Annotated in this window: 21 protein-coding genes and 1 tRNA gene; 18 read left to right on the top strand and 4 right to left on the bottom strand. The window is 33.2% G+C overall.

The features are described 5' to 3' along the window. Positions 1-16: 16 nt before the first annotated feature. From IPK88_15100 to IPK88_15015, 18 genes are all read left to right on the top strand, one after another. On the top strand, positions 17-280 hold the full coding sequence (locus IPK88_15100; protein ID MBK8244749.1) for an acyl carrier protein: 264 nt from the start codon (positions 17-19) through the stop codon (positions 278-280). Next, complete coding sequence (locus IPK88_15095) at positions 281-1477, top strand: beta-ketoacyl-[acyl-carrier-protein] synthase family protein (GenBank protein ID MBK8244748.1); 1197 nt, start codon at positions 281-283, stop codon at positions 1475-1477. Then, positions 1477-2550, top strand: coding sequence for a beta-ketoacyl synthase chain length factor (locus IPK88_15090; GenBank protein MBK8244747.1), 1074 nt, complete (start codon positions 1477-1479; stop codon positions 2548-2550). The genes IPK88_15095 and IPK88_15090 overlap by 1 nt, the downstream gene beginning before the upstream one ends. Before the next feature lie 229 nt (positions 2551-2779). After that, the gene (locus IPK88_15085; protein ID MBK8244746.1) at positions 2780-3346 is read left to right on the top strand and encodes a pseudouridine synthase; all 567 of its coding nucleotides are present in this window, start codon (positions 2780-2782) and stop codon (positions 3344-3346) included. A gap of 185 nt (positions 3347-3531) precedes the next feature. Further along, positions 3532-5016, top strand: coding sequence for a signal peptidase I (gene lepB, locus IPK88_15080; protein ID MBK8244745.1), 1485 nt, complete (start codon positions 3532-3534; stop codon positions 5014-5016). Between the two features lie 12 nt (positions 5017-5028). Beyond that, complete coding sequence (locus IPK88_15075) at positions 5029-5928, top strand: hypothetical protein (GenBank protein ID MBK8244744.1); 900 nt, start codon at positions 5029-5031, stop codon at positions 5926-5928. Between the two features lie 6 nt (positions 5929-5934). Then, positions 5935-6729 (top strand): ABC transporter substrate-binding protein, encoded by a 795-nt coding sequence (locus IPK88_15070; protein MBK8244743.1) that lies wholly within the window; start codon positions 5935-5937, stop codon positions 6727-6729. Further along, the gene (locus IPK88_15065; protein ID MBK8244742.1) at positions 6726-8318 is read left to right on the top strand and encodes a S8 family peptidase; all 1593 of its coding nucleotides are present in this window, start codon (positions 6726-6728) and stop codon (positions 8316-8318) included. Before IPK88_15070 ends, IPK88_15065 begins: the two co-directional genes overlap by 4 nt. 55 nt (positions 8319-8373) lie before the next feature. Next, positions 8374-8447: transfer RNA gene (locus tag IPK88_15060), tRNA-Arg, on the top strand. 28 nt (positions 8448-8475) lie between these two features. Continuing rightward, complete coding sequence (gene rpmB / locus IPK88_15055; protein MBK8244741.1) at positions 8476-8709, top strand: 50S ribosomal protein L28; 234 nt, start codon at positions 8476-8478, stop codon at positions 8707-8709. A 19-nt stretch (positions 8710-8728) separates the two neighbouring features. Next, positions 8729-8917, top strand: coding sequence for a 50S ribosomal protein L33 (gene rpmG, locus IPK88_15050; protein MBK8244740.1), 189 nt, complete (start codon positions 8729-8731; stop codon positions 8915-8917). A gap of 2 nt (positions 8918-8919) precedes the next feature. Continuing rightward, positions 8920-9096: a DUF4295 family protein gene (locus IPK88_15045; GenBank protein ID MBK8244739.1), complete on the top strand. Its 177-nt coding sequence runs from the start codon at positions 8920-8922 to the stop codon at positions 9094-9096. A gap of 80 nt (positions 9097-9176) precedes the next feature. Then, the gene (gene ftsY / locus IPK88_15040; GenBank protein MBK8244738.1) at positions 9177-10145 is read left to right on the top strand and encodes a signal recognition particle-docking protein FtsY; all 969 of its coding nucleotides are present in this window, start codon (positions 9177-9179) and stop codon (positions 10143-10145) included. Between the two features lie 313 nt (positions 10146-10458). Next, positions 10459-12927, top strand: a complete 2469-nt coding sequence (locus IPK88_15035) for a T9SS type A sorting domain-containing protein (GenBank protein ID MBK8244737.1) — start codon at positions 10459-10461, stop codon at positions 12925-12927. A 455-nt stretch (positions 12928-13382) separates the two neighbouring features. Beyond that, positions 13383-14861, top strand: a complete 1479-nt coding sequence (locus tag IPK88_15030; protein ID MBK8244736.1) for an aminoacyl-histidine dipeptidase — start codon at positions 13383-13385, stop codon at positions 14859-14861. Positions 14862-14932: 71 nt separating this feature from the next. After that, positions 14933-15289 carry a phage holin family protein gene (locus tag IPK88_15025; protein MBK8244735.1) on the top strand — a complete coding sequence of 119 codons (357 nt, stop codon included), beginning with the start codon at positions 14933-14935 and terminating at the stop codon, positions 15287-15289. Next, on the top strand, positions 15273-15599 hold the full coding sequence (locus IPK88_15020) for a hypothetical protein (protein ID MBK8244734.1): 327 nt from the start codon (positions 15273-15275) through the stop codon (positions 15597-15599). Before IPK88_15025 ends, IPK88_15020 begins: the two co-directional genes overlap by 17 nt. Positions 15600-15688: 89 nt before the next feature. Further along, positions 15689-16996 carry a serine hydrolase gene (locus IPK88_15015; protein MBK8244733.1) on the top strand — a complete coding sequence of 436 codons (1308 nt, stop codon included), beginning with the start codon at positions 15689-15691 and terminating at the stop codon, positions 16994-16996. A gap of 98 nt (positions 16997-17094) precedes the next feature. Here the strand turns inward: IPK88_15015 and IPK88_15010 are convergent, their stop codons facing one another. Genes IPK88_15010 through lepA form a run of 4 tightly spaced genes read right to left on the bottom strand, consistent with a single transcriptional unit; the run spans position 17095 to position 22968 of the window. Further along, entirely contained in the window at positions 17095-17565 is a 471-nt protein-coding gene (locus IPK88_15010; GenBank protein MBK8244732.1) for a DUF962 domain-containing protein, read from the bottom strand. Positions 17566-17595: 30 nt separating this feature from the next. Beyond that, positions 17596-19272 carry a glutamine--tRNA ligase/YqeY domain fusion protein gene (locus IPK88_15005; protein MBK8244731.1) on the bottom strand — a complete coding sequence of 559 codons (1677 nt, stop codon included), beginning with the start codon at positions 19270-19272 and terminating at the stop codon, positions 17596-17598. Positions 19273-19288: 16 nt separating this feature from the next. After that, complete coding sequence (locus tag IPK88_15000) at positions 19289-21127, bottom strand: arginine--tRNA ligase (GenBank protein MBK8244730.1); 1839 nt, start codon at positions 21125-21127, stop codon at positions 19289-19291. Between the two features lie 47 nt (positions 21128-21174). Beyond that, entirely contained in the window at positions 21175-22968 is a 1794-nt protein-coding gene (lepA, locus tag IPK88_14995; protein ID MBK8244729.1) for an elongation factor 4, read from the bottom strand. Positions 22969-23071 lie beyond the last annotated feature (103 nt).

Genomic DNA, 23071 nt, shown 5'->3' with positions numbered 1-23071 from the left:
TTCTTAAAATAATTCAATGGCTACCGAAACTTTCAAAACACAATTAAAGCAAGATATTATTACTGCATTAAATTTACCAGATATTGCACCTGAAGATATTAAAAATGATGAAGCTCTATTTGGAGAAGGCTTAGGATTAGACAGTATTGATTCATTAGAATTGGTTGTCATGTTGGAACGCAAATATGAAATCAAATTTGAAGATCCCAGAGAAGCTAGAAAAGTTTTAATTTCTGTAAATGCAATCGCAGATTATATTGATTTGATTAAGCATAAATAAATGATACCTCGTGTTGCCATAACCGGTTATGGTATAATTTCAAGTATTGGAAATAATAAAGCAATTACTGAAAATTCATTAATCAATTCTAATTCAGGATTAAGACAAACTCAGTATATAGATACTATATATCAAAATGTTTTCCCATTTGGAGAAGTACCCTATACCAATGAAGAATTATTCCAATTAGCCCAAATAAAAAAACAAATACATTTAGATCGCACGAGTCTTTTAGGAATTATTGCCTTTAATGAATGCATTCAACATGCTAATATATCTACCTTTAACAACAATGCAGTCTTCTATAATGCAACGACCGTTAGTGGATTGTGTGAAGTAGAAAACCAGTATTTAGATCTAATAGATCACAATCAAACTTCAAAATTAGCTACCGATCAATTCAATTTGGAATGTGCAATTTGTACAGAAAGAATCATAGAAGAAGTTGAATTCCCTGGTTTAGCTACAACTTTAAGCACTGCATGTTCTTCCTCTGCGAATGCTATTATTATGGGAGCAAGAAATATAGAACTTGAAATTTCTGAAATGGCAATATGTGGAGGAACTGATGCACTTTCAAAGTTTACAATTAATGGTTTCAATTCTCTGAAAAACATGGACCCCAATCCTTGTGCACCATTCGATGAAAATCGCAATGGGTTGAACCTGGGAGAAGGAGCCGCATATCTTGTTCTTGAATCAGAATTCGCTGCCCTAAAACGGAATGCAACAATTTATGGCTATCTTAAAGGTTATGCAAACATCAGTGAATCTTATCACGCTACCGCACCATCTCCACAAGGAATTGGAGCCCAAATGGCTATGCAAAAAGCATTAGAAAAAGCTAAATTGCAACCTAAAGAAATACATTACATAAATGCTCACGGGACAGCGACAATAAACAATGATTTGGCAGAAGCAAATGCAATTAATAACTTATTTCATAACGTCCCGGTGAGTTCAACAAAACCTTATACCGGTCATACTTTAGCAGCGGCGGGAAGTATTGAAGCAGTTATTTCATTAATGAGTATCAAATTACAAACTCTGTTTCCAACTTTGAACTTCAAAACGCCCATGCAGGATGTGGATTTTATACCTATACAAAACCTTATTACTAAAAAAATCGAACATGTTATGAGCAATTCTTTTGGATTTAGTGGCAGCAATTCAACATTAATTTTTAGCAAATCTTAATGAAAGCTTACATTAAATCTATTTCTTGTATCTCAGCTCAAAATTCATTTCCAAATAGTGAATTGGATATGTTAATTCTTAATTCTACAGCTATAAAACATGCCATAGAGCCAAATTATAAAGACTACGTTAATGCTGGTAATATCCGAAGATTAAATCGCATAATTAAAATGGCATTCGTTACAGCAATCGATGCAGTATCACGAGCCAATATTTTGAAGCCAGATGCCATCATTAGTGGGACAGGAAAAGGCAGTTTAACAGATACTGAAAAATTCTTAATGAATTTATTTCAAGACCACGAACGTTTATTAAATCCAGTGAATTTTATCAATGCAACTTATAATGCCCTGAATGGTCTCATCGGGGTTCAGTATCAATTAAGTTCCTATTGCAATATGTTTGTTCATCGCGGATTGTCATGTTATTCTGCAATAAGTGACGCCATGCTTTTATTGAATGAAGATCAAAGTCAAAATATTCTCATCAATGTCTATGATGAAATCACTCCCGATCATTATTTTATAAAGAGCAGACTTGAATATTGGAAGTCTGACCCTTGTGAAGATCGTGAATTATTAAAATCAACCTCTCATGGAACTACGGCAGGTGAAGGCGCTACATCCATGATTTTATCATCAAATAAAGATGTGACAACCAATCAGGTTTGCTTTGAATTACTCGGAGCAGATAATAAAGCATCCACTACAACCATTTCAAAAGATTTGTTAACTTTTATCCAAACGCATAAACCTGACTTAATTCTTTGTGGGTATAATGGAGACATCAGATTTAAAGAATATGTTTCAACATTACAAGAGGAATACAAAATTCCAGTTTTAAGTTGGAAACCCCTCTCTGGTGAATTTGAGACCGCAGATGGTTTTGGAATTTGGTTTGGACACAGCATATTAAAAAAAGGTTTTCTGGATGATAAATATGGTTTTCTACAGGTAAATCAAACCCACTCTCAAGCAGAATTCAAGAAAAAAATAGAGCGCATTTTAATTTACAATCATTTTTTTGGAAAAGATCATGTCTTGTATTTTATGACACTGGAAACCATCTATTGAAATTCTATTTCTTATCAAATCTTTTCTCATACTTTGAATTTCAAAATATAAAAAACGATCATAAAGATGATTGAAGTAGATACACCAATAAAAGTACATATGTCTATTTATGGTTATTAAATTAAGAACACGCTCAATTCACAAATACTACACCTTTCTTTAATATCTCAAATAAAATCAAAAACTCTAATTGGACTGAACAATATTATTGAATCGAAATTATTACACTATGCATTATTTTGTAATTTACAAACCTTTTGGCTACTTATCACAATTCACTCCAGAAAAAGATGGGGATCTTACCTTAAAAGATTTATATCCTTTTCCCACAGATGTATATCCTGTAGGTCGGTTAGATAAAGACAGTGAAGGCTTATTACTCTTAACCGATGATGTAACCATGAATCATTTAATCTTAAGTCCTGATCAAAAATGGTCCAAAGTTTATTGGGTTCAATTAGAAGGATCCATTACGGACTCAGCCATCAACAAATTATCAACATCTGTTTCCATTCGCATAAATGGGAAAATATATAATACTAAGCCAAGTATCGTTCATTCTATAAACGGGGAACCGAATTTGCCAGAACGATTCCCTCCAATACGATTTCGTAAGTCTTTGCCTACGTCTTGGATTGAGATTACTATAACTGAAGGAAAAAATCGCCAAATTCGTAAGATGTGTGCTTCGGTAGGTTTTCCTGTTTTACGAATAGTAAGGGTTAAAATAGGGAAAATTAAACTCAACGGAATGGCACCAGGTGAGGTTATTCTCTTAAAAAATAAATTTTTGTAAGATTTTTGGCTTCCAGATATATGCTTTTTGTCTATGAATGATCATACTTCATCCAATTTGAAGGTTCGACCTCACATTTTGGTTTATCTTTGTGACTAATTAAAAATCTAAACGTGTCTATACTCATATTTTTTATTGCTAGTTATTTATTCCTTTGTCTGACTTTAAGTTGGTTGTTTCCAAAAATGGGTATTGAAGCCATAAAAGCTTGGATCCCGGGTGTGAATTTCGCAGAATGGTGTCAAGCTGTTGGCCTTAAAAAATCACATGCCCTTTGGCTTTTATTCCCAATAGTAAATATTTTTATCATTGCTGGCATGAGTGTTGATTTAGTGCGGTCTTTCAGAAAAATGGATTTTTGGCACTCAGCACTTGCTGTAATTTATCCGCCAGCAATGTTTGCATTAATTGCAAAAAATCCTCAAGATCATTTTGTGGAACCCGCCAATTCTAAGGAAAAAGAATATTTAGCCCAACTTCATGCTGCACAAAAAGCAAATGAGGTTTCCAAGGTTGAACGTCTTCAGAAAAACAGTCCTTATGCTAAGTCGATCGGCCGAGAATGGATAGAATCTATTGTTTTTGCAGTTTTTGCTGCTGCTTTCCTACGTATGTTTATTTTAGAAGCCTATGTTATTCCTACACCTTCAATGGAAGGCTCATTAAAAGTTGGTGATTTCTTATTGGTCAGCAAGGTTCATTATGGTATAAGAACACCCATGACGGTTGCAATGCTGCCTTTGTTACACAATACGGTCCCTGTAATTGGTGGAGAATCATATTTTTCTAAACCATCTCTACCCTATTATCGTTTGCCTGCCCTGACCCCTGTCAAAAGAAATGATCCCTTTGTATTCAATTGGCCCGTTGGGGACAGCGTCTATTTAGGCAAAACAAGATCTTGGGCTGCATTTCAAATTGTTACTAGCGAATATGCAAAAAATGACTGTAAAGGCGCAAAGTTGATCGTTAGACCTGTTGACAAAAAAGATCATTATATCAAACGCTGTGTTGGAATGCCCGGTGATAGTGTTCAAGTAATTGATAGACAATTATATATCAATGGAAAACCAGGAGAAAACCCTACGCATATGGAATATATGTATGCAGTAAGATCAACGAGTACCAAAATCAATTTAAAAAAACTTGCAGACTGGGGTATAAATATTTACGATCCTTCTGCAAATTCTGGATACTTTTTTCTAGATCAAGACCAGTATAATAAAGTAAAATCCATGGGTAGTGATATAGAAATTACTCCAGTACCAATGACTGACCCTTCAGTTTTCCCATCCAATCAAACAAAATGGAATTTTGATAATTATGGTCCCATTTGGATTCCTGCTAAAGGAGCAACAGTAGCCTTAAATTTGGAAAATCTACCTTTGTTTTCACGTTGTATCAGCGTATACGAACATAATACTTTAGTAGTTGAAAATGGCCAAATTATAATTAATGGTCAGCCTTCAACAACTTATACCTTCCAACAAAATTATTATTGGGCTATGGGTGATAATAGACATAATTCTGAAGATTCACGTGCTTGGGGTTATGTTCCAGAAGATCACATAGTAGGAAAACCTTTAGTAATTTGGTTTAGTTTGAAAAATGCCAGCTTAAAAGAAGGAATCAATTGGAAGAGAATATTCACTTCTGCAAATGCAAATTAATTCTGTTTATCGATGAATAAGTTAATCCACTATTTGACATTATCGTTTGTATTTATTTTGGCATTTGGAATGAACTTATCGAGTCAAGTACCAATAACCCAAATGTATAGTGCTTATATAGAAAACCCCAGAGATACAGTTTGGGAAATTCGCAATATAAATTATCTCACTGCTTTTAATCCAAAAAATTACAACAGCCAACCATTCCAGCTTTCAGAGTCTACTTTTCTAGCTAGCATCAGAACAGGCAAATCGGATAAAAACCAGATTTATGAATTTCATTTAAACGATTCGACATACAACAAGTTAATTGAAAACAAAGGATATAATTATTCTCCAAGAATCCATCCAAAAAACAATAATCAAATCACCTGTGTGCATGTTCCGGAATCGGATAGCACAATTCAACAATTAATTGCATATAATAAAATCACTGGAAAGGAAGAGAAAAAAATTCTTCAGCAACAAGGAAAAATAGGATATTACAGATATTGGAAAGATACTAAATGGATTTGTTTTATTGTTGATGATATCAATGTCTTAGCTATTTGCGATGAGAATTCAACAAGTCGAAAAGTATTTGCTTCAAACATAGGTAGGGCATTTGAACTTCTCAACCAAGATGAATTGCTTTTTGTTCATAAAATATTGGATGATACATGGTTATTAAAAAAATATAATATCACACAGGAGAAATTAACGATGATTGCACTTATGCCTAAAGGAGTTGAGGATTTTTATTTGATGAATTCTGGACAAATCATTTGTGCTCAAAATTCCAAATTATTGATGTTATCACCAACTGATAAAAGATGGATTGAAATAGCAGATTTAAAAAGCTTGGGCATACAGAACATCAATCGGTTAACCATTAATAATCATCAACTTATTTTTGTTTCTACTAAACCATAATGGAATATTGTGAATATATTCATAGATCAATTAGGTAGAAAAGTCAAAATCAAATCAAATCCGAAACGTATTATTTCTCTTGTTCCATCTATTACTCATTTGCTTTATGATTTAAACCTTGAAAGCGAGGTTGTCGGAATTACAAAATTTTGCATCGAACCTGAACATTTCTTATCAACAAAAAAAATCATTGGTGGTACAAAAAATCCAAAAATAGACAGCATACTTGCACTCAACCCTGACCTGATCATTGCAAATAAAGAAGAAAATCGCATTGAAGACATTATTACTTTGGAAAGCAAGGTGCCCGTTTGGGTCAGTGATGTGAAATGCATGTCAGATAATTTGGATTTTATTTCAAAGATCGGATTGTGTTGTAATCGAGAATCTGAGGCATTCCATTTAATACAAAAAATTCAACTAGGTATCAATGATTTAAAATGTAATCAATCTCATTCAAAAAGACCTTCCATCGTATATTTAATTTGGAAGAATCCTTATATGTCAGTCGGTCAAAATACATTTATTCATGACATGCTTGAATTAACGGGTTTTAAAAATACATTTATTAATAAGTTAAGGTACCCGGTAACCTCAAAAGATGAAATCCATAAACTTAACCCTGATTTTATTTTTCTTTCTTCAGAACCGTACCCTTTTAAACAGTCAGAATTTGAAGAATTTAAGCCATTTAAAACAATTTTAGTTGATGGGATGGCGTTTTCCTGGTTTGGCAGTTACGTAATCAAATCTTTTTCGTATTTTGGAGCCCTTAATAAACAGATTAACCCCGCTTTATGAATAAATTTGGAATACTATTTCTATTAGCTTTGTGGTCCAATATTTTACTCATTGCCCAGATACCACATGAGTACATAGTCAAATGTCATAATTTAGCTTCCCTTGAATTTGGATTCGATATTTCAAGATCTAAACACGATTGGACTATCCAAAAAATATCTAGTCTTGATCCTATCTATCTAGTTCGATTTGCAGATTACTTTTCAACTCAAGAAGAAGATCAAATCCTTAAAAACAATAAAGCGATTACCATCTATCAAAAAAATTTCAAATTGAATGAAAGATCATGTAAACCAAATGATCCTGAATATTCCAAACAATGGAATTTAGTCAAAATGCAAATAGAAGATATTTGGTGCTTCAAAAATGATGGTGTTAGCCCTTTAGGTGATACCATTGTTATTGGCGTTATAGATGAAGGGTTTGACTATACCCTAACAGATTTAAAACGAAATATTTTTATTAATAAATTTGAAATTCCTGATAACGGAATTGATGATGACAATAATGATTATATTGATGATTATTATGGATTCAACCCATTATCCTTTAATCCTGGAGATGAACATAATTTAAAAAATCATGGAACAAATATTGCTGGTTTGGTTGGCGCAATTGGGAACAATAAAATAGGTGTCTCCGGAACGAATCAAAATATTAAAATGCTAATTTGTGATGCAGCAAATGATGCCTCTTTGATTACTTGCTATTCCTATTTCTATAAAATGAAAGATGAATATCTCAAATCCGAAGGAAAAAAAGGTGCTTATGTTATTGCTTCTACAATTTCATTAGGTTATGATACCGACTTTGTGGATGATCATCCTCTTATTTGTCCCCTTTATGATAAATTGGGAAATATAGGAATTCTAAACGTTTGTGCCACTGTAAACAGACCTGATCATGATGTAAGCATACTAGGTGATATCCCCTCTCTTTGCCCTAGTCTTCACTTAATAGCTGTTACCAATACGGATAAAAACGATCAAAAAGTGCTTGACGCTGGCTTTAGCAAAGAATTTATAGATATCGGAGCAAGCGGAGAAAATGTTACAGTTATGGGTTTGGGAGGAACGATACGAGAAGAAAGTGGTTGTTCCTTGTCTGCACCTCAGGTTGGTGGTACCATTGCATTATTAAATCAGTTTTGTCCAAAATTCAATGCCCTTTCTAAATCAAACCCAAAACAAGCATCCTTATTAATGAGACAGTTTATTTTGGAATGCGGTGATGAGAATGCCAGTCTCAATGGTATTACTACCAGTGGACGCAGGATGAACGCATTAAAATCATTAAAATGCCTGGATGCATATTGCCAGGATAGTAAACGGGATACATTTGCACTAACCATTAAACCTAATCCAGTTTATGATGATCTCAATTTGGATATACAACTCGAAGCTTTTGGAAATTATTCAATTAAAGTCTGTAATATACTCGGGCAATGGATTTTTGATCAAAGTTATGTCAATCAACCGGGTCAATCATCTGGTTTAAAAATCAATACAAATGGCTGGATTTCAGGAGTTTACTTTGTTGTTTTAGAATTTGAGGAGAAAAAAATAAGCCAGGCTATATTAAAATTATAAATATCTCATACAATTTTTGTTAAAAGCTTGTATCTTTGCGGACTCAAATTTTTGAGGCTCCGTAGCTTAACTGAATAGAGCACCTGACTACGGATCAGGAGGTTTCAGGTTTGAATCCTGACGGAGTCACGAAGGTGTTATAAAAAAAAGAAGAATTATGTCTAAAGTATGTGAATTATCTGGAACAAGACCAATGTTTGGGAACAAAGTATCCCACTCAAATCATAAGACAAAAAGAAGATTTAATCCGAATCTTCAGAAGAAAACATTCTTCATGCCAGAAACAAATGAATGGATTGAATTAAAAATCACAGCTAAAACCCTTAGGACTATTGACAAACTAGGGCTTTACGATTACATGAAGAAAATAGCCAAAAAGGCAAATGCTTAATTAGTTAAATTAAAATCAAATGGCAAAGAAAAGTAAAGGTAATAGAAACCAAATTATACTGGAATGCACAGAGCACAAAGCTTCTGGTATGCCTGGAACTTCAAGGTATATTACCGAAAAAAATCGAAAAAATACTCCTGATCGTCTTGAACTTAAAAAATTCAATGCTGTTCTTAGAAAATATACAATTCACAAAGAAATTAAATAATCATGGCTAAAATATCTAAAAACGCGAAAGTTGCGCAACGGGGAGCAAATGCAGGTTCTGGTCGTGACTTTGTAAAAGTCATCAAATCAATAAAAGATCCGGTAACCGGAAAGTATACTTACAAGCAATTAATGGTTCATAAAGATAAGGTGAAAGACTTTTTTGAGCAATCAAAATAAAGATCTTAAAAATATAAAACTTTTAATGAGAAGTTCATTTAACGGGCTTCTCATTTTTTATTTATGTAAGCAACTTCAATATGGGTTTTTTTGATCGATTTTTCAATAAAGAAAAAAAACAAGATCTGGACAAAGGTCTTGAAAAAACTAAAACAGGTTTTTTTGAAAAAATATCAAAAGCCATAGCAGGAAAATCAACAGTGGATGTTGAAATTCTTGATGACCTCGAACAAATTTTAATCACATCTGATGTAGGACTTGAAACTACAATTAAAATTATTAACCGAATTGAAGCTAGAGTTGCTGTTGATAAATATCTAAATGCAGCTGAATTAAGCACTATCCTGAGGGATGAGATCAGCAACTTGCTTTTAGAAAACAATACGCAAGATTTAGAAGACTTTGACACTGATGGACACAAGCCTCAAATCATCTTAGTTGTTGGGGTCAATGGTGTAGGAAAGACTACTTCCATTGGAAAATTAGCATATCAATTCACCTTAAAAGGTAAAAAAGTTATGATAGCAGCTGGTGACACATTTAGAGCAGCTGCTGAAGATCAATTAAAAATTTGGGCCGATCGAGTTGGTTGTTCGTTTTTTACAAAAGGTATGGGCGCTGATCCTTCAGCTGTAGCTTATGAAGCAACCCAAAAAGCGATTCAGGAGCAGGTTGATGTTTGCATAATTGATACAGCAGGGCGATTGCATACCAAATTAAATTTAATGAATGAATTAAGTAAAATTAATCGTTCAATCGATAAATCACTTCCAGGAGCACCACATGAAGTTCTTTTAGTTCTTGATGCCACAACAGGGCAAAATGCATTTGAACAGTGTAGACATTTTACTGAAACATCCCATGTTACTGGATTAATTCTAACTAAACTAGATGGGACTGCTCGTGGTGGAGTTGCACTTGGGATTTCAGACCAATTCAAAATCCCAATTAAGTACATCGGCGTGGGCGAATCTATTGACAAGCTTCAAGTTTTTAATAGAAAAGCATTTATCGATTCTTTGTTTACGAAATCTGATTCGTCACTCTGATTTTTTATTTACATTTCTATCAACAAAAGTTGCAGATATTCGTCTATCATTTTTTGAATTTCAACATATTAATCGCACCTAGATTAAATGTGTAACTCGTTTTAACTTACTAAGTGAAGTATTGCTGTTTCTCAAGTACTATGACTTAGCATTCATTACATTTTAAATGTATTTAAAAGTCAATTTTGTCATCCTACAAATAATGACCGTATCAAAATCTTAGAATTACCAATTGTTAAAATTTATAGATAATAAAGGAATTTATATACCTTTACTTCAATGTGTTTAAATCGCAAAAATTAACAGTTTTAACATGGGTAAAATTTACTATTTTTTTATTATTTTATTTATCGGAGTTCTTTTTTTAAATAATGCATCCAATCCACCAAATGGATATACCGGAGCTCCTGGTGATGGATTGTGTTCTAATTGTCATACTCAAGGTTCAAGTGGTAATTTAAGCGGTAGTGTCGATATTATAGGCTTGCCCTCAACGATTACACCCAACACGGATTATTCAATTACTCTAAGGATTAACAATACTACTTCCCCACTTACGGATGCAGATCGGGGCGGGTTCCAATTAGTAGTCCTAGATCAGAACAATACAAAAGTCGGTACTTTAAAAACCCCTGGGAGTAGCACTACTATAACACCATCTGGGGGCCGTGATTACTGGGAGCATAATCCAGCAGTATTATTTAATGGGAATTCAAGCATTACCTATACAGTTGTATGGAGGTCCCCGGGTGCAACTGGACAAACCGTTACCATGTATGCCGCATCTATGATGGCCGATAAAAATGGCACCACAAATGACAATGACTTATTGTTGACAAGTCAAGCTTCTGGAACCCTTCCTCAGGCACCTAACGTAACAGCCACCATCACTCAAATGAAAAACCCTACTTGTTATGGTTTTACAAATGGCACAATGACTGTAACAGCCTCTAATGGCACTCCTCCATATGCTTATGCATGGACTAATGGCCAGACAACAGCTATGGCAACCAATTTAGGAGCCGGTGTACATACTGTAACCGTTTCAGATGCCAACTTAACGATGATGGTTGTTAGCGGCACATTGACAGAACCTAAAATAATAGAAATAACAGGAACAGGTAAATTTTTAACGACCTGCCCGAAAGGTAGTGATGGAAATATTACTGTTAGTGTAACAGGTGGAACTGCACCATACACATACAAATGGTTTAACGGAAACACAACTAAAACGATATCCAATTTAAGAGCTGGGGACTATGTGGTAACCATTACCGATATGGCTATGTGCACACAAACTCAATCATTCACCATTACAGAACCTTTTGATTTTGTCATTTTTAGCAATATTTTGAAATCGCCAGCTTGTATTTTAGACAACACCGGTTCAATCAAATTAGAAGCTACAGGTGCAACAGCACCATATACTTATTTATGGTCATCCGGAGAAACTACTTTTCAAATAAATAATAAAAAAGCAGCTAGCTACACCTGTACAATTACAGATAACTTAGGGTGCAAAATAAACAACACAACTAAATTGACAGTTAAAGACAGTATTTTTCCTACTATTGACACCACCCCATTGACTTTATATTTAAACACAGCTGGAAAAACTGTTTTGACACAATCCAAAATAAAATTGAGGGTTTTTGATAATTGCGATACAGGGTTGGTAATCATTACTTCACAGGATAGTTTCACTTGTTCACAATTAGGAACTCAACTGATTAATACTCAAGTGACTGATTTATTTGGAAATAAAACAATAGGACAATTAAAGGTAAATATTATGGATACGATTGCACCAGTAATTATTACTTGGCGTGATTCATTCAGTTATCGATGCAATATTATTGTACCACAAGTTATCGCTACTGACAATTGTGGGTTTGCAGAATTAAAACAAATTTCTGGTCCAACAAAAGATGATTATTTTCCAAATGGTAGAAGCGAATCCATCTTTAATGCGAAAGATTTAAGCAATAATTCCAGCACTAAGTCATATACTGTAACTATAGAAAATCCACTTAGTTTATCTTATGATAGTATTCTATTTGATTACTGTACAGGCAAAAATGCAAATTTTAATTTACTACTTAAATCAAAATTGAAGGATACCTTTTCATTGATCAAAAATAATATTTGGCAAGGAGTTTATGACACTACGACTACATTGCATTTTGATCATTTTCAACCATCAGATAGTATTATATTCATTCAAGACGCGTTTAGATGCAAAGCTGAACAAATTATACGTTTTGAATATCCAGACCCAGTTATAAGTCTTCTTAAAGCGAATATCACGAATGCTACATCTTGCAATGCTAATGATGGAAAAATCGAATTGGAATTCAAAGGAAATCCGGTATCAGGTGCTTGGTATGATGCAGCAAAAAATAAATTATCAAACCAATCAAACAACCAATTTAAAGTTGGTGATTACTTTTTCATAGCATCAGACAAACCAGAGGGCGATACCACAGCTTGTACTTTTGAATTTGGCCCATTTTCAGTAAACTGTATTGTTTCAAACAATAATTATATTCAAAACGATATTCAAGTCTATCCTAATCCAATCAGAGAATTGCTGCGTATTAAATCAGACCATAAATTATTTGGATATGAAATATATAATATTTCAGGCTTGTCTTTGATCAAGGATAATTTTATAAATAATGAGTATCTAATATCTACTGAAATGTTTCCAAATGGAGTATATCTACTTAAAATCAATACACTCAATGGATTTATTATGAAACGAATATTGATTTACAAATAAGAATAAGTAAATATTTTTCAGAAAAAGATTCTCATCTTTGCATTTTAAAATGCAAAGATGAATGATAATCTGTATATGATATAAATGTATTTTCGTCTGAATACTTAGCTCTTGGCAATCTTTTTTTATTTTTAATTGTATACAATTAAATGTACTTAATTTCAGTTATTTGACATTTGCTAAATCCTGCAAATGATATACTAAATTTGATCATTTTACGAGACAATAAATAGGAAACTGATCACTGAACTTCTATTTTAAATATTGAGCATATTTGTATAACGCTTCATCAGCTTATCAACCTTTCCTGCTGTTTACAAAAAAAACAAATTAACTTTGGATTGATAATAAATATTCTCTCCTACTCAAACTTGAAATTTTTTAAATAAAATTAATCTACCAATTTATACTATATTTGGTTGTCATTTATTCAATAATTCTAAAAAATCAATAATATGTCCACTTCACTTCGCGATCTAGAACCAAAAGAACTATGGAATCATTTTGCCGATTTAAATGCTGTTCCCCGACCATCAAAAAAGGAAGAGCGGGTTATTGAATTTATGATACAATTTGGCAAAAAATTGGGCCTTGAAACTTTCAAAGATGAAATAGGGAATGTCATTATTAAAAAACCTGCCACCAAAGGCCTGGAGCATAAGAAAACAATAGTATTACAAAGCCATTTAGACATGGTGCATCAAAAAAATGCTAATACGATTTTCGATTTTAATACCCAGGGAATTGAAATGATCGTGGATGGCGATTGGGTGAAAGCTAAAGGAACAACTCTAGGCGCAGACAATGGCATTGGTGTGGCAACAATAATGAGCCTACTTGAATCGGAAAAAATTCCACATCCAGCTATTGAAGCTTTATTTACTATTGATGAAGAGACCGGAATGACAGGAGCTTTGAATTTGAAGGGAGGTATATTAAAAGGAAGTATCTTGTTAAATCTAGACACTGAGGATGACAATGAATTAACGATAGGTTGCGCAGGGGGAATCGATGTTACTGCTTCTGGCAAATATGAACAAATACCTCCAAGTCCAAATGGTATCTCTTTGATACTTCATATCAAGGGTTTGACAGGTGGCCATTCAGGAATGGATATCTATAAAGGCAGAGGCAATGCAAATAAATTAATGAATCGCATTTTATCATCAGCTTGGGATCAATTCGGGGTTCAAATTAATTTTATCGATGGTGGCAGTTTAAGGAACGCAATACCCCGTGAATCAACTGCTGGAATTGTGGTATCAAAAAATAACGAAACCGAATTTAAAAATTTCATACTGTTTATAGAAAAAGAATTACAAGCTGAACACCAAACCACAGATCCAAACCTTTGCCTCCAAATTGAAAATTCAGCTGATTTGACTTTAGTATTTAAGGAAGATTTCCAATCTAAATTGCTGAATAGTCTATATGCCTGTCCTAACGGTATTTATCGTATGAGTCCTGATATACTCCATCTCGTACAATCCTCAAATAATCTGGCCAGAGTTTTGGTTAAAGATGGACTATATACAATACAATGCTTAACTCGAAGTTCAGTAGATACAGAAAAAATGGACTTAGCAATGGCCTTAAAATATACTTTTAAGCTTATGGATGCTAAAATTGATTTTAGCGGCTCATATCCTGGGTGGACACCTAAACCAGAAGCTACAATTGTTCAATTGATGAGTACGTTATACAAGGAGATGAATGCTGATAATGCATTGGTTAGTGCTTGTCATGCTGGCTTAGAATGTGGTATTTTAGGATCCAATTATCCGAACATGGAAATGATATCTTTCGGACCCAATATTCGTGGAGCCCATTCGCCTGATGAAAAAGTGCAGATAAGTTCAGTTCAAAAATTTTGGAACTTTTTTCTTGAAGTGTTAAATAGAATCCCGGACAATCCTCATATCATTAATTCCTGATTATTTTAGAAAAACTTACTGGTTCGTTTAGTGTTTATTAATGTATAAATCAAGATCACAAAATCCGACAAATGGAAAAAACATACGAAAAAGCCGAAGAACTCATCACAAATATAAAATCTTATATCAATCTTAGAATAGATGGATTGAAATTAGAGATTGCAGAGAAAACTGCTGAAATTGTTACCAATTTAATTGTTAGTTCTGTTGTTTTTATCGTATTTTTATTGTTCATAGTATTTGCTAGCATTGCATTAGCATTTGGCTTGGGCGAATGGTTAGAAAAACCATGGCTGGGCTTTTTAATAGTTTCATGTGGATACATGTTCATTGGCATAATTACCATGTTGCTTAAGGACAAATTAATCAAATTCCCTTTAATGAATGGTTTAATAAAACAATTTTATAAAAATGAAGAGGCAGATTAATAATTTATCTGAATTGCTAATTGAAAAATCAAGAATAAGCCAACAGCAAAATGAATTAGAAAAGCTTATTTCCACCAATTGGAATGAATTAAAAGTAAACTTGCGACCAGAAAATCTAATTATGGATTCCATTCATTCCCTGATAAAAACCAAAACAGAAGAAGATCAAAAATCCGATCTTTTTCTTAAAACACTTCTTAAATATAGCCTAAGCGGCGCAGTCAAATGGATTGTAGAACTGGTTGGTGAAAAATTAATTCATTTATTTAATAAAAAACCAACTGATTCTAATGATAAGAACGCAGAGTAGAATTCATTTATATTTGGAATAATTATTATATCCATTAAGCACTTAAACTATTTTCCCTTATCAAGGTCTAATGCGATAAATTTACTTAAATGAAAAATAAATTAACAATACTATACTTTCTCATTTCATCCTTATCATATGTTTATGCCCAAAAGATCTATTTTCCACCCATAAGCAACAATGCCTTTTGGGACACGATATCGCCAACCTCACTTGGTTGGTGTGTCGACGAAATTGAACCTTTATATAGTTTCCTATCGCGAGAAAACACAAAAGGATTTATAGTCTTGAAAGATGGAAAAATTGTTTTAGAAAAGTATTTTGGATCTTTTACAAAAGATAGCATTTGGTATTGGGCTTCAGCAGGTAAAACTATTACTTCATTTCTTGTTGGTAAAGCTCAGGAAGAAAAATTTTTATCTATAGATGACCCGTCTTCAAAATTTCAAGGATTATCATGGACCACATGTAGCCCTGAACAAGAAGCTAAAATTAAGATCCGAAATCAATTAACAATGACTACAGGATTAGATGATGGCATACCGGACAACCATTGTTTAATGGATACTTGCCTACAATGTTTAACTGATGCGGGCTCCAGATGGGCATATCATAATGCACCGTATACATTATTAGAAAAAGTTCTAGTAAATGCAACCAAACAAAATATTAATACCTATACCCAATCTAGACTTTTGACAAAAACGGGAATGACTGGTCTTTGGTATACAATTGATTTTGATAATGTGTTTTTTAGTAAAGTTAGAAGTATGGCAAGATTTGGTCTATTAATTCAGAATAAATGCATTTGGAACAATGATACATTGCTTTATGACAGTGAATATCTGAATCAAATGGTTAACACATCTCAAAATATTAATCTTTCGTACGGATATCTTTGGTGGCTCAATGGTAAAGCATCCTACATGGTTCCAACTTTACAAACCAAATTCAAGGGTTCTTATGCACCAAATGCTCCCTCTGATATGTATGCAGGTATAGGAAAAAATGGACAATTGGTATGCATATCTCCATCTCAAGGCATCGTCTTGGTCCGAATGGGAAATACTCCAAGCACACTTGGTGAAGTGCCTACCATATTCTGTAATCAAATATGGCAAAAATTAAATGCCGTAATGTGCAGTACAACATATACTAAAAATGAAAACTTAAACAATTCATTAAGTATTTTTCCAAATCCTGCACACACAGAAATCAATATTCTAAATCAAGTTGATCATAAAAATGAAATTGATATTTTTGACTTGCTAGGAAATTTTAAATTGAAAATATTGAATCAAAATAAAATTGATGTTTCATCTTTAGCATCAGGCACCTATTTAATTAAAATAAAAACGCCCCAACAAACGATCACACAAAAATGGATTAAAATATAGATTGCTAAATTCTGCTTGAATTAAACCCATTTACACGGTTATTTAACATTCACCCAATTTTACTCATGCAACCATGCTTCTCACGTAAAAGATATTTCTCAATAAAGAATACCTAATTTTTTATATATAAAATGCAGTAACCAGGCTGGACCAATTAACAAGAATTGAATATCTTTTAAAAAAGATGGTTTTTTTCCTTCAATGTGATGCCCAATAAACTGTCCAATCCAAGCAAGTGTAAAAACAATTAAATAAATAAATAAAGAATTCCAACCTTTAAATTCACAATATTGAATTAATATCGAGTTTCCATAAATCATCACACCTGCAACAATAATAAATCCTAAGGCCAATGGTATAGAAAGCCTAAAATAATAGCTTATAGCAATTATCATAACTATGTAAGACCAGTTATCTAATGCAAGGAATGAAAATGGATATGGTATCAATCCGACTATTCCTAATAATGTAAAAAATATGATAGGCACACAAAACCAATGTATCCATTTATTGGTTTGATTCTGATGGCTTTCGCCATATTGATTTAATAATTGATCAATTCGACGCATTGGATTTGGATTAAAGTTCTAAAAGCTAAGTTAAGCTTTATCTTGAATTTTACTCCAACTATCTTTTAAAGAAATGGTACGATTAAATATGAGTTGTTCAGGAGTAGACGAGGTGTCTAAACAAAAATATCCCTTTCTCATAAATTGATAGCGATCTTCTTTTTGTGCAAATTTCATATCCGGTTCCATTCGTACATGATCTAATACGATTAACGAATTTGGATTTATATAATCTTTAAAATCACCTTCCTCACTTAATGGATTGGGTACCGTGAATAATCGATCATAAAGATTGACCTTCGCAGTAATGGAATGACTAACTTCAACCCAGTGTATTGTTGTTTTAACTTTTAATCCGGATTGATCATGTCCACTTTTACTCTCCGGGAAATAAGAGCATTTTAAATAATCAATTTGACCTGAAGAATTTTTGATAACTTCATCACAACGAATAATATATGCTGACTTCAACCTAACCATTGACCCTGGACTTAATCTAAAATATTTTGGAATGGGCACCTCCATAAAATCCTCTGATTCAATGTATAATTCGGCACCAAAAGGGATCTTTCGAGTACCCAATTCAGGTTTTTCCGGATTTATTTCTAATTCCAACCATTCTATTTCATTCTTAGGGTAATTCGACAATACAATTTTAATTGGATCCAAAACAGCCATCACACGATTTGACTTTTTATTCAAATCTTCACGAATTACATTTTCCAATCTTGAAAATTCAATGACGTGTTCTCTTCTTGCGACACCAACATCAATTGCAAAATTCCTGATAGCTTCAGCCGTATATCCTCTCCTTCTCATCCCACTAATCGTTGACATCCTTGGATCATCCCAAGCAGACACAAATCCCTCATTTACAAGTTGCATAAGTTTACGCTTACTCATCACAGTATACTCCAAATTTAATCTTGCAAACTCAATTTGTTGTGAAGGAAAAATAGAAAGCGATTCAATAAACCAATTATACAATGGCCGGTGATTTTCAAATTCCAATGTACAAATTGAATGGGTTATTCCTTCAATTGCATCACTTTGACCATGCGCAAAATCATACATTGGATAAATACACCATGTATTTCCGGTCCTGTGATGTGGTGTATACAATATACGATATAGGATAGGATCTCTCATGTGCATATTTGGAGACGACATATCAATTTTAGCTCTCAACACTTTTTCTCCTTCTTTAAATTTTCCACCTCTCATTCCCTCAAACAATTCTAAATTTTCACTTACAGAACGACTACGGAATGGACTTAGAGTTCCTGGTTCGGTTGGTGTGCCTTTCATTTGACTGATCACATCAGCACTTGAATCATCAACATAAGCTTTTCCTGCTTTTATCAATTGAATCGCAAAATCATAGAGTTGAGGAAAATAATCTGAGGCATAGTACTCTCTTGATTCCCAATCAAATCCCAACCATTTAATGTCATATTTAATGGAATCAATGTATTCAATTTCTTCTGTAACTGGATTGGTATCATCAAAGCGCAAATTGGTCTTCCCATTATATTTTTGAGCCAAACCAAAATTCAAACAAATGGATTTTGCATGTCCTATATGCAAGTAACCATTTGGTTCAGGTGGAAATCTTGTTAAAATCCTACCACTGTGCTTGCCATTTTTGATATCCTCTTCTACTATTTCTTCGATGAAATTTAAATGTTTAATTACTTCTTCTGACATTGGAATAATTTTTAGTTTACATACGTTCAGGCATTTCTATTCCTAAACACAACATACCATGTTCTAAATATTTACTTATTAATTCACATAAAGCTAAACGCCAAACGATTAAATTTTGACTTTCAGCTTTTAGTATGCGATAATCATGATAATATCGGTGAAAATCTTTTGCTAAGGTGTAGAGAAAATTAGCTAAGTGTGATGGATCAAATTGCCTAGCTGACTCTTGTAGTATATCCGGATAACTCATACATAAAATCAACAAATCCTTCTCGGAAGTATTAATTTCATCAGGTATCTGAAGTACAGGAACTGCCCCGGACTTTCTTAATATGGATTTAATCCTAACAAATGCATTAACAATATAAGGACCCGTATGACCTTGCATATCTACGGATTCTTTTGGATCAAAAATCATTCTCTTCTTAGGATGCACTTTAAGAATAAAATATTTGAGTGCCGCCATTCCAATTTTAGAAATCAATTGATTTAATTCCTCCTTTGATAAATCCACAAGCTCTCCCCTTTCTTCTGCTGATTGACTTGCTTCAAGAATAACTTCATCAATGAGATCATCAGCATCAACTACAGTTCCTTCGCGGGATTTCATTTTACCTGTTGGCAAGTCCACCATTCCATAAGACAAATGATACATCCCTGATGCATATGGAACTTCAAGTTTTTTTAAGGTCTCAAAAAGTGCTTTAAAATGATAGTCCTGCTCATCAGCAACAACATGCAAATAGTGATCAGCATGATATGCCTCATGCCTTAACGCAGCGGTACCTAGGTCTTGAGTAATATAAACTGAAGTTCCATCAGCCCTCAATAATAGCTTTTTGTCAAGACCTCGATCTGAAAGATCTACCCAAATTGAATGATCATCTTCTTTATAAAAAACGTTTTTGTTTAGTCCTAATTGCAAGATATCTTTCCCTAATAGATAGGTTTGCGATTCATAATAATAACTATCAAATGAAATATTTAATTTTTTAAAAGTCTCTTCAAATCCCTTATAAACCCATTGGTTCATTTTATTCCATAATTGAATGACATCATGATCATTGGCTTCCCAACCAATTAATAATTTTTTGGCAGCACTTCCTAAGGAACTATACGTATTAAAATATTCGTTTTTAAATCTAACAAAAAAATCTACTTTAGATTCATCTACTTTCTTTTTGCTGTCATAAATAGTAATTGCCGTATCTGTTGCTTGCCAATTTTGATATTCCGCTTTAAATTTTGTCTCGAATAAAACATAATAATCCCCAACAAAGTGATCGCTTTTTATATGTGTTGATTCTGGTGTTGCCCCATTAGCAAATGTTGACCAGGCCAACATACTTTTACAGATAGCAATTCCCCGATCATTTACAATCTGCGTAGTATTTACATGATGACCTATTGCATTCAATATTTTATAAACTGACCACCCCAATAAGATGTTCCTAATGTGACCTAAATGCAACGGCTTATTTGTATTTGGAGAACAATATTCAATTAAGTATTTTTCTGTTTCCTTTACTTTAATTTGATTAGAAATGGTTTGTGCTCCCAAATTGGACATAACATCTATCCAAAATTCATTGGGAAGAGAAAAATTAAAAAATCCCTTAATGATATTATATGATGATATGACCTTTTTCTGAATCAATCCGGCTCCAATGATTTCACCTAATTCCTCAGGTTTTGATCCTGTTTTTTTTATTAGTGGAAATAGAACAAATGTAAAATCTCCTTCAAACTCTTTTTTGCATGGCGTTAAATGAATATCTTGAACTTGAAGTTCAATAGAAAATTGTTCATTAACTATTTGTGCAATTAACTTAGATATATGGTTTGTGTGTAACATGATTTAATTTAAGAAAAAATAAATCCGATTTAATGAAGTTCGCTTTTTTAATCATCCAATTTAAGAACCTCCAAAAATGCTTTTTGGGGCACCTCAACGGAACCAATTTGACGCATCTTTTTCTTGCCTTCTTTCTGTTTCTCCAATAACTTTCTTTTTCTAGAAATATCTCCACCATAACATTTAGCAGTCACGTCTTTTCTAAGTGCAGAAATAGTTTCACGGGAAATAATTTTAGCTCCAATTGCTGCTTGAATAGCAATTACAAATTGATGTGGAGGTAATAGTTCTTTTAACTTCTTACACATTTTGCGTCCCACGGCATCCGCCTTAGAACGATGCACCAATGATGTTAGAGCGTCCACATTATCTCCATTCAATTTAACATCTAATTTTATTAAATCAGATTTGCGGTAATCGATCGGATGATAATCAAAAGATGCATATCCTTTTGTGGTTGATTTTAATCGATCATAAAAATCAAAAACGATTTCAGCCAGTGGCATTTCAAAACTTAATTCAACACGTTCTGTAGTTAGATAATGTTGTTTAGTTAGTACCCCTCTTTTATCCATACATAACTTGATTATCGTTCCTATATAATCAGGCTTTGTAATAATTTGAGCCTTGATGTAAGGTTCTTCGACATATTCTAAAAGATTAGGTTCTGGCAAATCGTTTGGCGTATTTATTTTTAAAACTACTCCAGCTGTGGTTTTAGCAATGTAAGACACGTTTGGAATAGTAGTAATTACCTCTTGATTGAATTCTCTTGATAATCGCTCTTGAATAATTTCTAAATGGAGCATACCTAAAAATCCACATCTAAACCCAAAACCCAAAGCTATAGATGTCTCTGGTTCATAAACCAAAGAAGAGTCGTTTAATTGCAATTTCTCTAAACTATCCCTTAGATCTTCAAAATGCTCATTTTCTATCGGGTAAATACCCGCAAATACCATAGGTTTCACATCTTCAAAACCATGTATTGCTTCTGCACATGGAGCAGATGCAAGTGTAACAGTATCTCCTACTTTAACTTCTTTAGCATCTTTAATTCCAGTAATTAGGTATCCAACATCACCACATTGGGCCAATGGCTGAGGAATTAAAGTCATTTGTAAATACCCAACCTCTTCTGCAGTATATTCTTTACCTGTATTAAAGAATCTAATTTTATCTCCTTTCTTAAGCTTACCATTTAATATTCTAAAATAAACAATAATACCTCTGAATGAATTAAATACTGAATCAAATACTAATGCCTGCAGTGGGGCATCCGGATCACCTTTAGGTGGCGGGATTTTACTAACGATGGCATCCATAATATTTTGAACGCCTTGTCCGGTTTTGCCACTAGCCAATATAATATCTTGTCTGTCACATCCTATTAGATCGATAATTTGATCCGATACTTCATCGATCATGGCATTATCCATATCTATTTTATTTAAAATAGGTATGATTTCCAAATTGTGATCTATAGCTAAATACAAATTAGATATGGTTTGAGCTTGAATGCCTTGTGTGGCATCGACAAGCAAAAGAGCACCTTCACAAGCTGCAATAGAACGGCTAACTTCATATGAAAAATCGACATGGCCGGGAGTATCAATTAAATTAAATATGTATTTTTGACCGTCAGGTGCATTATATCTTAGTTGAATAGCATGAGCCTTTATCGTAATTCCCCGTTCCCGCTCCAAATCCATATCATCTAAAGCTTGACTTTGCATATCTCTTTCAGCTATGGTTTTTGTAAATTCCAATAATCGATCAGACAAAGTACTTTTACCATGATCGATATGTGCTATTACACAAAAGTTCCTTATATTTTGCATGTATTCTTTTCCTGTTTAAAGTGCAAAAATACCTAAGCTACAACGCTTAGCGTAATTTAGTTTAAGATTTATTCAATTTATTAAAATTCAGAAAAATGAAAAG

It is taken from the genome of Candidatus Defluviibacterium haderslevense (assembly GCA_016712225.1).
GTDB lineage: Bacteria > Bacteroidota > Bacteroidia > Chitinophagales > Saprospiraceae > Vicinibacter > Vicinibacter haderslevensis.
This window is presented reverse-complemented; position numbering and strand designations above follow the sequence as displayed.